Source organism: Paenibacillus sp. S150, from assembly GCF_019352175.1.
Lineage (GTDB): Bacteria > Bacillota > Bacilli > Paenibacillales > Paenibacillaceae > Paenibacillus_AQ.
Genome location: NZ_JACBYI010000032.1, coordinates 43,639 through 55,484 on the forward strand (window position 1 = coordinate 43,639; position 11,846 = coordinate 55,484).

The 11,846-nt window shown below is 53.9% G+C and carries 12 protein-coding genes; 8 read left to right on the plus strand and 4 right to left on the minus strand.

Features of this window, described 5'->3' with window-relative positions; all coding sequences use genetic code 11:
- The first annotated feature begins 4 nt into the window (after positions 1-4).
- The 4 genes from HYD27_RS23240 to HYD27_RS23255 all read left to right on the plus strand — a co-directional run bounded on the left by HYD27_RS23240 (position 5) and on the right by HYD27_RS23255 (position 2,904).
- Positions 5-631: a cytochrome (ubi)quinol oxidase subunit III gene (locus HYD27_RS23240; protein ID WP_219219059.1), complete on the plus strand. Its 627-nt coding sequence runs from the start codon at positions 5-7 to the stop codon at positions 629-631.
- A 2-nt stretch (positions 632-633) separates the two neighbouring features.
- Positions 634-957: a cytochrome C oxidase subunit IV family protein gene (locus tag HYD27_RS23245; protein ID WP_219219061.1), complete on the plus strand. Its 324-nt coding sequence runs from the start codon at positions 634-636 to the stop codon at positions 955-957.
- Between the two features lie 529 nt (positions 958-1,486).
- A complete protein-coding gene (ctaG, locus tag HYD27_RS23250) occupies positions 1,487-2,413 on the plus strand; it encodes a cytochrome c oxidase assembly factor CtaG (protein WP_219219064.1) in 927 nt (308 codons plus the stop codon).
- Positions 2,414-2,439: 26 nt separating this feature from the next.
- Positions 2,440-2,904 carry a DUF420 domain-containing protein gene (locus HYD27_RS23255; RefSeq protein WP_219219066.1) on the plus strand — a complete coding sequence of 155 codons (465 nt, stop codon included), beginning with the start codon at positions 2,440-2,442 and terminating at the stop codon, positions 2,902-2,904.
- A gap of 98 nt (positions 2,905-3,002) precedes the next feature.
- On the opposite strand, the gene HYD27_RS23260 is transcribed toward HYD27_RS23255, so the two are convergent.
- Genes HYD27_RS23260 through HYD27_RS23270 form a run of 3 tightly spaced genes read right to left on the minus strand, consistent with a single transcriptional unit; the run spans position 3,003 to position 7,066 of the window.
- Positions 3,003-4,592, minus strand: a complete 1,590-nt coding sequence (locus HYD27_RS23260; protein ID WP_219219068.1) for a methyl-accepting chemotaxis protein — start codon at positions 4,590-4,592, stop codon at positions 3,003-3,005.
- A 29-nt stretch (positions 4,593-4,621) separates the two neighbouring features.
- Positions 4,622-6,607 (minus strand): chemotaxis protein CheA, encoded by a 1,986-nt coding sequence (locus HYD27_RS23265; protein ID WP_219219070.1) that lies wholly within the window; start codon positions 6,605-6,607, stop codon positions 4,622-4,624.
- A gap of 30 nt (positions 6,608-6,637) precedes the next feature.
- Positions 6,638-7,066 (minus strand): chemotaxis protein CheW, encoded by a 429-nt coding sequence (locus HYD27_RS23270; protein ID WP_219219072.1) that lies wholly within the window; start codon positions 7,064-7,066, stop codon positions 6,638-6,640.
- A 214-nt stretch (positions 7,067-7,280) separates the two neighbouring features.
- Between HYD27_RS23270 and HYD27_RS23275 the strand changes: the two genes are divergently transcribed.
- The gene (locus HYD27_RS23275) at positions 7,281-8,246 is read left to right on the plus strand and encodes a tyrosine-type recombinase/integrase (RefSeq protein ID WP_219219074.1); all 966 of its coding nucleotides are present in this window, start codon (positions 7,281-7,283) and stop codon (positions 8,244-8,246) included.
- Positions 8,247-8,647: 401 nt separating this feature from the next.
- Here HYD27_RS23275 and HYD27_RS23280 read toward each other — a convergent pair whose 3' ends face one another.
- Positions 8,648-9,430 carry an MBL fold metallo-hydrolase gene (locus HYD27_RS23280; protein ID WP_219219076.1) on the minus strand — a complete coding sequence of 261 codons (783 nt, stop codon included), beginning with the start codon at positions 9,428-9,430 and terminating at the stop codon, positions 8,648-8,650.
- Positions 9,431-9,710: 280 nt separating this feature from the next.
- On the opposite strand from HYD27_RS23280, the gene HYD27_RS23285 reads away from it, so the two are divergent.
- The 3 genes from HYD27_RS23285 to HYD27_RS23295 are packed head-to-tail and all read left to right on the plus strand — an operon-like array spanning position 9,711 to position 11,844.
- Positions 9,711-10,439, plus strand: coding sequence for a hypothetical protein (locus HYD27_RS23285; RefSeq protein WP_219219078.1), 729 nt, complete (start codon positions 9,711-9,713; stop codon positions 10,437-10,439).
- Between the two features lie 60 nt (positions 10,440-10,499).
- Entirely contained in the window at positions 10,500-10,895 is a 396-nt protein-coding gene (locus HYD27_RS23290) for a GntR family transcriptional regulator (protein WP_219219080.1), read from the plus strand.
- A gap of 16 nt (positions 10,896-10,911) precedes the next feature.
- The gene (locus HYD27_RS23295; RefSeq protein WP_219219082.1) at positions 10,912-11,844 is read left to right on the plus strand and encodes an ABC transporter ATP-binding protein; all 933 of its coding nucleotides are present in this window, start codon (positions 10,912-10,914) and stop codon (positions 11,842-11,844) included.
- Positions 11,845-11,846 lie beyond the last annotated feature (2 nt).

Genomic DNA, 11,846 nt, shown 5'->3' on the forward strand with positions numbered 1-11,846 from the left:
GGACATGACAACGGCACATGCTGAAGCTGCGGCGGACACACTTCCGCACGAACCGGAAAAAGCAACCCTGGAAGGCCGCAACAAGGTTCTGGCCTTCTGGCTGTTCCTCGGCGGGGAGGCCGTTCTGTTCGGCACCCTGTTCGCGACATTCTTGGCGCTGCGCAATCAGACCAATGATGGACCGTCGGCAAATGAGCTGTTCCATCTGCCGCTCGTGGCGGCTGCAACCTTCCTCCTGCTGGTCAGCAGCCTGACCAGTGTGTTCGCCATCCAGGCGATGCACCGGAACAAGCCGGCGCTGCTGCGGGGCTGGCTGGCGGTTACCGTATTTCTTGGGCTGTGCTTTCTGGTGCTGGAAATCTACGAATTCAGCGTGTATATACGACATGAGGAATTCGGCATGACCACCAGCGCCTTCAGCTCGGCATTCTACACATTGGTTGGTTTTCACGGCGCACACGTGGCTTTTGGCATCCTCTGGATTTCCGTGCTGATCGGGCAGCTGGTGCGCAAGGGCCTTACGGTTGTGACTGCACCCAAAATTTATGTGTCGGCCATGTACTGGCATTTCATTGATGTGGTCTGGGTTTTTATCTTCACGGTTGTATACCTGCTCGGAAAGGTGGGATAACCATGGCGGCAGAACAGCATTCCCGGGACGGCGCGGTGAAGCACCGCCACCGGCAGGAAGGGCCGCAGCGGCATATTGTGGTGTTTATCTTCTCCGTTGTCCTGACGCTGATTGCCTTCGCGGCTGTGGCCGCAGGAGACGTCAATGCGGCCTTTGCCGTTATTCTGCTGCTGGTCATGGCTGTGCTGCAGGTCTTCCTGCAGATGGGCTTCTGGATGCATCTCAAGGACAAGGGGCATCTGCTGCCGATTCTCTTCATGCTGGGCGGCTTTTTTATCGCTGGAACCTGCATCGTGATGGCGCTCTATTGGGTATGGTGGGATTAGCGCACAGACAACTCTCTAAATATCGCAAGAAGGACCAGCTAAGGCGGGCGGACGATTGGTGAGCGGGGTGCCGGGGACTGGGATCGTAAGCATCAGGCACGGCTGAGGTTCCGATTGTAACGTTAGCGGCAGTAACCTCTTCGAGCATCCTCCGGCTTAAGCTAGCCAAACGGCGATCTAGTGGTAAAAAGGCAACTTAATTTTCGCTTTTTGGGCAATTATCGGCGGTTAGTGGTAAAAAGTAAACTTAAAATCGCTGGAAGCACCGAAATGAAGAGGTTTCCGCAACATTAGTGGTACAAAATCCACTTGGCCGTTAGAGCAGTTGGGTTACAGTTGCAGCAAAAGCGGCAGTTGCACTCACGGCCGCTGCGGCGGGCAGGCGGGGGATATGCAGTGGCGGCGGCTCGCCTTACTCATGTGCAGCGCAGCGCTTGTGCACAGGCCTGCGGGCTGTCTTCGCGAACGTCCTGAATGCTTGCGGGCGGCCCTTTGGACAATACATCCCGTGCGAGGAGGTCTTTGAAGCATGCTGGGATTGAATTATTTCAGCTTTGCCGAGCTGTGGAGCCCGCTGTTTCTGGCGGCAATGCTGCTGCTGGCAGCCGGGTACTTTGTTCTGATAGGCCCGCTTGCCGGACGGTTCCCGGGTTCATCCGCGATGCCGCTGTGGCGGCGGCTTTCTTTCGTTGGCGGCATGCTCGCGCTTTATCTCGCCCAGGGCGGTCCGCTCAGTCTGCTGGGGCATATCTTTTTCTCTTTTCACATGGTGAGCATGGCTTTCTCCTACCTGGTGGCGGTGCCGCTGATCCTGCTGGGCATTCCGGACTGGGGCTGGCGTGCTCTTCTGAAGTCACTTCCTCTACCGCTGCGGCGGCTGTCCTTCCTGGCCCAGCCTGTGGCGGCAGCGCTCCTGTTCAACGGGCTCTTTTCGCTGTATCATCTCCCCGCGATCCATGATTATGTCATGCTGCATTTTGCGGTGCACCGGATTTATTACGCTGTGCTGTTCCTGACTTCGGCACTGATGTGGTGGAACCTGATTAATCCGCTGCCGGAACTGAAGAGCTTAAGCGGGCTTGGCCAGATCGGCTTTATCTTTCTGAATATGGTGCTGCTGACCCCGGCGTGCGGACTGATTATTTTTGCGGGGGTACCGCTGTATGCGGCCTATAACGATCCGCAGACCTGGGCGCGGGCGATGGGATACTGTGTGTCCGGCAGTCCGGCGGCGCTGCTGCAGGCTTTTGGCGGTCCCGCCTTCTTCGGGTGGCTGTCGCCCAAGGTGGACCAGCAGGTGGGAGGGATTGCCATGAAGTTCATTCAGGAATTTATTTTTGCCTCGATGCTTGCTTATGTGTTCTATCATTGGTATAAAAAAGAGAACGGGCAAGACGAGGCGGAACTCTCCGCACCCTCTTCCGAGCTGGAGGAGCGTGTTTTGACCCGGGTATAGCGGGTAGAGCACCGAGGAGGATAATCATGGATATTTTTACAGTGTTTCCAACGATCAGCACATCTTTCATCGTCATTAGCGCGGTGCTGGTGGCTGTTGGCTGGAGACAAATTATCAAAGGCAAGCGCGAGGCGCACAAGAAGACAATGATTGCCGCGGCAGTCGCTGCCGTGCTGTTTTTCATCGTATATGTGTCAAGAACGGTGTTCGTGGGCAATACATCCTGGGGCGGACCGGAGGAGCTGTCGCTCCTGTACCACATTTTTCTGATATTCCATATTGTGCTGGCGACAGTGGCCGCCGTATTCGGAATCACTACGCTGACACTGGGCTTCAAGGCCAAGTATGCCAAACACCGGAAATGGGGAAGAGTGACCTCGGTAATCTGGTTCATTACGGCGATTACGGGCGTTATGGTTTATGTGCTGCTGTACATATTTTATCCGGGCGGACATACGAAGCCGGTGTGGGAAGTTATTTTGGGCGCTTAACCTACCGTAGAATTCTAAGAGTACCAAAAGACCTGTGCAGCTTGCGGTTCCGTTTTGGAACGGGCAGGCCCACAGGTCTTTTGTTCAACTATAATAAGCTACAAACGGAAGGAGGAAACGGTATTCTGAAGCTCCTCGGCCAGACTGGCCAGGGATTGGGCAGAGGAGGCGGTCTCCTCGCTGCTTGCGGCTGACTGCTGGGTGGTGGCGGAAATGTTCTCGACGGCGGCCAGGACATTGCTTGATTGTGCCGCTTGTTCTTCACTGGCTGCAGCGATTTCGGAAATTTTCTGGCCGGCGTTATTGACCATGGTGACAATCCTGTGGAAGGAGGCGCCGGATTTCTCCGACAATTCGGCGCTTCCCTGAACAGCATTCACACTATCGCGTGTGTTCACCTGCATGCCTTTGATAATGCCCGTAATTTGCTTGGTTGCCTCGCCGCTGCGTTCGGCCAGCCTGCGCACCTCATCGGCTACAACGGCGAACCCGCGCCCTTGCTCTCCGGCTCTGGCCGCTTCAATGGCGGCATTCAGTGCCAGCAGATTGGTCTGATCGGCAATATCCTCAATGACATCAATAATATCCCCGACCTTCTGGGAGTCCTCTTCCAGCCGCGACATTTGTTCGCTTACCGACTGCATGCTCTCCATGGATTCCTGAATGATGGTATTGCCGTCCTCGGCAATCCGGACGGTCTCATCCGAGATGAAGGAGGCCTGTTCAGTATTCTGGGCCACAGAGTGGATAGCGCTGGAGAGCTCTTTGAACAATTCGCTGATTGTTCCGGCGTCATTCGCAGTGCTTGTGCTTCCGCTCGCCACCTCCTGTGTACTGGCTGAAATCTCCTCCGCTGCTGCGGAAAGGCTTTGGGAATGGGTAAGTATAGTCCCGACGGTGCTGCGGAGATTGAGCACCATCTCGTTGACCCTGACTGCCAGCATGCCAATTTCGTCTTTGGTGTCAATATCCGCCTGGCTGCGGAGATCACCATCCGCCACCTTGGAGAGGATCTGGACTACCTTGGCCAGCGGCTTCGAAATGATCCGGGAGATCATATAGCCGAGCAAGACGCACAGCAGCACAGCAGCTGCAACGACAGAAAGCGTAATGGTCCGCGAGGAGCTAAAGAGGGAAGCTCCATTCTGTCTGGCCTGGTCCGCCTCATGGATATTGATGCTGATCAGATTATTGATGATTTGCTTGAGCGTATCTGCCTGGTTATTCAGAGTACTGCCGCGCAGCATCTCTAACAGCTCCTCGTCCTGTCCGGCAAGCGACATGCTGACTAGAGATTCGTAAGTGGTCAAATATTCGTTCCAGGCGGCTTCGAACGGCGCGATCGCCTGGGCAGAGTCCTCGCTGAGCTTTGTTTTACGGAATGCAGCGATATTATCCAGCACATTCTGTTTTTCCGCCTGATACTCTTCCACCCGTTCCTGACGTTCTCCCAGCGTCTCCTTAATGTACAAATCCCTGGCGTTGACGCGCATAAGGGAGAAGCTGTTCTGAGTGTTCTGGAGCGAGGAGACGGGAACCAGATTGTTGGCATACATATCCTCCAGGCTGTCGTTGATCGAACCGAGATTGTTCAGTCCATACATTCCCACGAAGGCCAAAATGACAGCGACCACCAAAAAGGCTGAGATTAATTTCACGCTTGTTTTTAAATTATAGAACCACTTCATACCAGTTTCCTCCAGTTAACATGTATTTGTCAGACCATATAACTCCATTGTGCAAAAAGGCTTGCGGTATCGATGATAAGCGCGGCTTTGCCGTTTCCAAGAATAGTTGCCCCGGCGATGCCTTCTGTCTTGCCTATGTATGAGCCCAGCGGCTTAATGACAATGTCCTGATTGCCAACCAGGGCGTCTACCGCCAGTGCAAGCCGCTTCTCGCCTTGTCCCAATATAATCAAAGGGAGGGTGTTCGGAGCTGCTTCTGCTCTTGGGATTTGAAGAAAATGATGCAGCCAGACTACCGGAACGAGCTGGCTGCGAGCTGTGATCACCGGTCTGCCCCGCACACTCCGGATGTCCTCCGCTGGGATGCGCAAAATTTCGGCCACATTGCTCATAGGAATCACAAAGGTCTTATTGCCTGCAATTACGAGCAGCCCCCGGATGATCGCCAGAGTCAACGGCAGGCGGATACGAAACCGGGTGCCTTGCCCCTTGGCAGTCTCAATGTCAATGATTCCGTTGATCCGCTCAATGTCATTGCGGACAATATCCATGCCCACCCCGCGCCCGGAGATATCGCTGATTTGGGTGGCTGTAGAGAACCCGGGTCTGAATATCAGCCGCAAAGCTTCATCCTCATTCATATACCGTGCCTCTTCGGCTGTAATGATGCCCTTGCTGATGGCTGATTGGGCAACGGCTTCGGGATCGATGCCTGCGCCGTCATCTTCAATGACAAGGATGATCTGGTTGTCCTCATGGGAGGCGGCGATCCGGACGGTACCCGTTTCGCTTTTGCCTGCGGCACGCCGCAGCTCCGGGGTTTCAATGCCGTGATCCAGCGCATTTCGCAGCAGGTGGATCAGCGGGTCGCCCAGCTCTTCAATCAGTGTCCGGTCAAGCTCTGTCTCCTTGCCCTCAATCACCAGCCCGATTTGTTTGTTAAGTGAGTGCGACAAATCTCTGACCATACGCGGCAGCCGGTTGAACAACTGCTCGATGGGCAGCATTCTGACCTTGATCATACTTTCCTGCAGCTCGCGGGTGACGGTCACCAGGTGGTCTGCAAGCTGTCCAAGCTCCTCTGTCATACTGTCTGCCCCGTATTTCTGGTGGAACCTCCGGCTTAAGAGGTGAAGCTGGGCCTGATCAATCACCAGTTCTCCCGCCAGATTCATCAGCTTCTCCAACCGCTCGACGTGGACGCGGATTGTTGGGGGCTTAACTTTGTCGGCTGCAAACGGTGCTGCCTCGAAATGCTCCCGGTCAGCCCGGTTATCCGTTTCAGGCTCCGCCAGCCTGACCTTGGTCCGCTGGGGGGCAGTGTCCTTCACTTCTTCTATGTAGATATTTTCGACATCGATCATGGAAGCGATATGCCGGCGCAGCCCGTGAATATCCCCTTCGGGGGCCAGCATCCAGGACGCACCGTCCAGCCGGCTGTCGTTGATATCCATCTCCTCCAGCTCAGGCTTCATGCGCAGGACGGTGGAGAGGCTCCGCAGTTTGGCATCGATGAGATGCAGGCGCGGCAGCTTCATTTCGCAGTCGGGGGACAGCCAGACGTGAAACCAGAGAAGCGGAAGGGGGGCGTCCTCTCCGCTTGGCAGCTGCATAACGGGAATGCTGCCTTGTCCGCCTGCTCCATACGAGCCAAGCTTGCGGATCAGCCCGGAAACGTCGGTGGTCTCGTGATCTGCGGCAGCGATTTCGCCCTGCAGCGCACGCATTCCATCCAAGGTCTGAAAGAACAGACGGATAAGCTCTTGCGTGACCTGCCGTTCGCCATTCCTCATTTGATGAAGCAGATGCTCCAGGTGATGGGTGACCTCCTTCAGCTTGTTGTAGCCCATCGAAGCTGAAGAGCCCTTAAGCGTGTGCGCCGCCCGGAAAAATCGTTGAATCCCGGCCTCGGTCTCCCCGGTCTGCTCCAGCCGGAGGATCTCATCTTCTATAAGCTGCAGCTGCTCCTCCAATTCCTCCAGGAAAATCCCCCGATATTCGGATATATCAACCATAGTTCGCCTTCTCTCTCTCATGGCCTTCGGTTATACGCGCAGCAGTATCTCATCCAGCTTCAGAATTCCGACCAAGGCGGAAGAGGAAATCCCAATCCCGGTGAAGAGGGAACCGCTGATTCCGGAGACGTTCTCCGGCGGAGGCTGAATATCGCTGAACGTGGTCACTTTGTTTACATTGTCAACAATGACGCCGATTGCTTCCTCCTGGTGATGGACAACCAGAATGCGTGTGTGCTTGGTCTCGGCAGCCTCTTTCATATCCAGAAGCACCCTCAAGCTCAGCACCGGAACAATTTTCCCTCTAAGATTGATAATGCCTTTGACGTAGTGGCGGCCGTTCGGAACCTCCGTGATTTCCTGCATTCTGATAATTTCATGGACGTCGGAGATAGGAATGGCGTAATGCTCGTTGTCCACCCCGAATTCGACGTATTGCTTCTGTATTGTCGCCTCCATAGCTTTCCTCCGGTTTCTCAAATGAGTGGTTTAAGAACAGATACTCCGCTGGTGCGGGGACTTCTGCCCCCCTTTCTTCAGGATTCGCGCAGCCAGTGCTCCTGCTATGGGACAATGGATTCGCTGCGATTGTAAGGAAATGGTGTAAAAAAAACGGGAAGATGTCGTACAATATCACTTATGCGACATTTTTATTCATGGAGGAGCAGGTGAAATGACAATAGAACAGGCAGAATCTAATGGTGTACAGTTGGGTTTGGTGTACTCTGGGGAGACCGTAATCGGTGACGATCAAATCGTACAAATGTTCCTGGCAACCTGCTGCGCAAACGGAAATACGCGCCGTAATTATGAGCGGGCGATTGCTGCTTTCCGTAAATTCATAGCGGGCACACCCTTGCGGGAGGTTACATGGAGGGAAATCGAGGCTTATAAAATATTTCTGACCCAAGGGGGCTACAGCTATCCGAGGCAGCTGGCCCCGGCGAGCATTGCCGCCTTTATCGCCCCTTTGAAATCATTTTATAAATGGGGCAGTGATCAGCATATTGCCATTTTTATTTCCAATCCAACCTCAAGCGTGCGTATCCCCAAGATTGCGGTAACCAGCCGAAGAAATTTTTTGACCAAAAGAGAGGTTGGGAGTTTGCTGGGGGAATTGCAGAAACAGAGCCCGCGGAACTATCTGATCGGGTTGACGCTGGTCTTGCTGGGCTTGCGTGTATCCGAGCTGACGGCAATGAAATGGGGCGATTTCCATACTGATCCTCTCGAAACCTCGATTTGGCTGACAATTGCCAAGGCCAAGGGGGGCAAACGCAGAGAGATCAAGGTGCCGCCAATCCTCTGGCACCTATACGCTGAGTTCTCCAGCACTCTTGCCGAAAATGGGGAACCGGACGGTGAGCTTCCTATGTTTCCGTTATCTTCGAGGCAGGTGGAACGCATTATCAAGAGGGCGGGAGAGGTTAGCCCGATTGAAAAAAAGCTGACTCCCCATTGGCTGCGGCATACCAATGCTACGCTTGCTCTGCTGCAGGGCGCCTCACTTCAGCAGGTGCAGGAAACGCTGGGGCATTCCCACATCAATACTACGCAGCGTTATTTGCACACAGTGCAGCAAATTCAAAAGGCCGCCCCCGATTTTGTGGAGGACAGCCTGAGGATTTTCATACAATAAGACAAAGTTTGACAATATACGCTAGTTTTTCTGGAAAGTTCCTATACAACAGTATGGAAATGGCCTATAATGAACGCGTGATAGTATTGTGATGCGCAAGTATGCAAGGGACATCCTTCTTTAACGGGAAAAATGTCGCATAAGTGATATTGTACGACAAATATCGCCATGATATACATATTTAATCGAACTTAAATTGAGGAATTAATGGAATTTAATGAGGGACTGTCTGTGCGCCACGAGAATGGAGCGGGACAGTCCTTCGCTGCCTGAACAGGTCTAAGCGTCTGTGCATGGCTGGCACCCCGAACAGCGTCTTTTTTGCATCCGAAATCCTTTATATAACAGTCATTCCGGGCAGTAACGGAACTGCAGTCCGCATTATCACAGGCGTGCCGTATTCAGAACTGTATGCTGAAGCCTTTGAAGGCATGGAGGCCCGTGCCGAAGGCAACCAGATTATTTTCCCGCAAAAATTGCACTGCACGCCGCACCTCGGTCAGAATCTCCGGCTCAAGACCCAATGTGTTATGCGAACCGAAAATCCTCTCTACTCCCTGAAGCTTTCCGATCCTCTCCAGAGATTGAACCAAGTCCACCGGGCTGGTGGAGGGGTAAAAGGCATAGATTGGAGTCCCGTCGTACAGCAGATCCCCTGTAAACAAATAACCGTTCTTCTCATCCAAGAAAGCAAGATGCCCCGGAGAATGCCCCGGCGTATGATACACAGTCAATGCTCTGCCGCCGAGTTCAACCGAATCGCCATCCCGTAATAACCCTGCGGGTTCCCCCTGAAAGGGCTGATAGCTTTCCGGATCGAAGCCCACCGGTACCGGCCGGCTGAGCTCTCTGCCGATGTCCCGGCGGATCTGTTCAATAGACAGTCCCTGGATGCCGTGCACCAGCCACTCCAGATCTCCCTCATGCACCCAAATCCGCTCAAATTCACCGTGGCCTCCAATATGGTCCGTATGCACATGTGTGGTCAGGACTTCAACCGGCAGGCCGGTTAACTGATCGGTAATGGTTCGGATATTGCCGATTCCAAGCCCGGTGTCAATAAGCGCAGCCTTGTCCTGCCCGAGCAGGAGGAAGGAATGAACCTTTTCCCAATGTCCGTATTCGCTGATGGCGAAGGTCGTGTCATCGATCTGCTGTACAGTAAACCAGGGATCATTAATCATAGGAGCCTCCAGTGCATTATATTATTGCTTCAAAAAGTGTTGAAGCCGCTGCTTCCTGCAAGCGTAGCACAGGGACAAGCATTCCCCAACCCATAATTATATTAAGCGGCAAAGATGCTGGTTACCCGGGACCGCACACGTATCAAAAACTGGATTGACACTGAAAGCCATAGACCATATACTGTGTATATAGATATATACAGTAAGCACACAGAGATATACACCGCAGTGCATTTATTGACGCTTGCGCGGATGAGACGATAAAGCGAGGTTGGAGTTCATGACAACAATCAAGGATGTCTGGGTTATTATCCGGGGAGATTTCCGGGCCGATAAGCTTAAGCTGGTGTGGGCACTGGCGTTTTCCATCCTGCTCATGGGTTATATGTCCCTTTTCATGAGCTTGATTTTTGACGAAACCCTGGGAGCGGGGGGTGAGAGGATGACGGCTGATTTCATGCTGCTCGCCATGATTCCGATGCTCGGCTTCACCTTTTCCCGGCGGACAATGAAGTACTGGAGCGAGGATTCGTATACCCGGATGCTTGCCTATATGAGGAGCCTTCCTGTTCCTGCCTTTGTAATTCTGTGCAAAAGAAAGCTGCATGCGGTAATCTCCTTCGCACTTAACGGAATGCTGTACTTCGGCTTGACATACGTACTCAGCGGACAGATACGGGAGGACCTGTCCGTACCTGCCTATCTTGTTTTTGCGCTAACCTGGATCGGATATGGATTTATATTAACCGGATTGTATATTTTCGTTGAATTATTGGTCAGCGGCAAAGCCTATTGCTGTATTTTCTTTCTCGTCATGCTGCTCAGCCTGGGCATAGCGTTGCTCATCCGGCTGGCTGGGGGCAATCTGTTCCTGTACAGCATCCAGTGCTCGAAAGAATGGGGCTTTGCCTCCCCGCTGATGTGGGGGACACTGCTGCTGGGAACCGTGTCCGTGCAGGTATTCTCTAAATGGACCCTATACCGGCTGAAGAGCCGTGATGTTGTATGAGGGGGCTGCGGGGCAAAAAGGCAAGCCAGCTTGCCGGTGGCTGGAAGGCAGGTGGGAACCATGTGGATTCCGATACAAATCAATGAGAACAGCGCCGAGCCGCTGTATCACCAGATCGAAACCCAGCTCAAATCGCTGATTATCAGCGGAGTGATCACCGAAGGCACGCTTCTTCCTTCGATCCGCGAATTTGCCGGTGAATTGAAATGCAGCGTGATTACAGTGCGCCGGGTCTACCAGGATCTGGAGAACGAAGGCCTGCTTCGCACCAGACAGGGTACGGGCACCTTTGTCTCCCATGTGGGAGAAGGGACGATGGAAGGCTACAAAAGGGAGACGGTCCGCAAGGCGCTGGAGAGCGCGGTGGAGGTTGGCCTGTCGGTACAATGCTCGGAAACGGAGCTGGCAGAGCTGTTCATGGAGATTGTGAAGGACAAATATAAAGCGCAGGAGTGAAAGGTGGGGGCATTCAATGGTACAGCAGGCCATAGAGCTGCGGAAAGTAAGCAAGAAGCGACGGCAGGGCAAGACGATAGGTCCGCTTGATCTGAAGCTCCCGCAAGGCTATATTACCGCACTGGTGGGCCAGAATGGCTCCGGCAAAAGCACCTTGCTGCATATGCTTCTGCAGCTGACCTTCCCTGAGGAGGGGGATATCCTCTGGTACGGGCAGCCCTATGCGGACGGACTCCCGCTTGCGCTCCGCCAGCGCATTGCCTACGTGCCGGAAACACCGCAGCCGGAGGAGAAATACTGGAGTGCCGTAGAGGCGGCTGAATTCCGCCGCCACTGGTACCCGGCTTGGGACCAAGGCTATTTCGGGGAGCTGCTGGCGAAATTCGAGGTTCCGCTGGACGCCAGGCTGGGCCGAATGTCCAAGGGCGAGCGCCGCAAGTTCGAGATTGCCGCTGCCCTGGCGGCACGCCCGCAGCTGCTGCTGCTGGATGAGCCATCCTCGGGACTGGACCCTTTTGCCTGGAAGGCGATGATTGAGACATTGCGCAAATATATGGATGAGAGCGGTGCTACTGTAGTGATCTCCACCCATATTGTCGAAGAGGTGCGGCGGCTCGCGGATTATATCGTGCTGCTGCATCAGGGACAGCTGCTCGGAATGGCCGAGAAGGACAGCCTGTTCGGCTCCTGGAGCGAGATTTGGGTCCAGGCGGAGAATGAGGAAGAACTGGGGGAGCTTGCGGCGGAGCTGCCGGGAGTGCTGGATTTCTCCATGGAGACAACGGGCGTCGCTTCATTTATTACCCCGCAAACACAGCACAACGAGAAACGCATTCATGATATGGGCGTAAAGGTTATCAAGAGCCGGATTCTGGAGCTGGATGAAATCCTAAGCTTATGGACACAGGGGCATGGCCCGATTCTGATTGACCAGGAGAGAGGAGACTAGAA

What these genes read in the sequence shown, in the direction of transcription:
- HYD27_RS23240 (WP_219219059.1), top strand. Translation starts at nt 5, where the DNA reads ATGACAACGGCACATGCTGAAGCTGCGGCGGACACACTTCCGCACGAA.
- HYD27_RS23245 (WP_219219061.1), top strand. Translation starts at nt 634, where the DNA reads ATGGCGGCAGAACAGCATTCCCGGGACGGCGCGGTGAAGCACCGCCAC.
- ctaG (WP_219219064.1), top strand. Translation starts at nt 1,487, where the DNA reads ATGCTGGGATTGAATTATTTCAGCTTTGCCGAGCTGTGGAGCCCGCTG.
- HYD27_RS23255 (WP_219219066.1), top strand. Translation starts at nt 2,440, where the DNA reads ATGGATATTTTTACAGTGTTTCCAACGATCAGCACATCTTTCATCGTC.
- HYD27_RS23260 (WP_219219068.1), bottom strand. Translation starts at nt 4,592, where the DNA reads ATGAAGTGGTTCTATAATTTAAAAACAAGCGTGAAATTAATCTCAGCC.
- HYD27_RS23265 (WP_219219070.1), bottom strand. Translation starts at nt 6,607, where the DNA reads ATGGTTGATATATCCGAATATCGGGGGATTTTCCTGGAGGAATTGGAG.
- HYD27_RS23270 (WP_219219072.1), bottom strand. Translation starts at nt 7,066, where the DNA reads ATGGAGGCGACAATACAGAAGCAATACGTCGAATTCGGGGTGGACAAC.
- HYD27_RS23275 (WP_219219074.1), top strand. Translation starts at nt 7,281, where the DNA reads ATGACAATAGAACAGGCAGAATCTAATGGTGTACAGTTGGGTTTGGTG.
- HYD27_RS23280 (WP_219219076.1), bottom strand. Translation starts at nt 9,430, where the DNA reads ATGATTAATGATCCCTGGTTTACTGTACAGCAGATCGATGACACGACC.
- HYD27_RS23285 (WP_219219078.1), top strand. Translation starts at nt 9,711, where the DNA reads ATGACAACAATCAAGGATGTCTGGGTTATTATCCGGGGAGATTTCCGG.
- HYD27_RS23290 (WP_219219080.1), top strand. Translation starts at nt 10,500, where the DNA reads ATGTGGATTCCGATACAAATCAATGAGAACAGCGCCGAGCCGCTGTAT.
- HYD27_RS23295 (WP_219219082.1), top strand. Translation starts at nt 10,912, where the DNA reads ATGGTACAGCAGGCCATAGAGCTGCGGAAAGTAAGCAAGAAGCGACGG.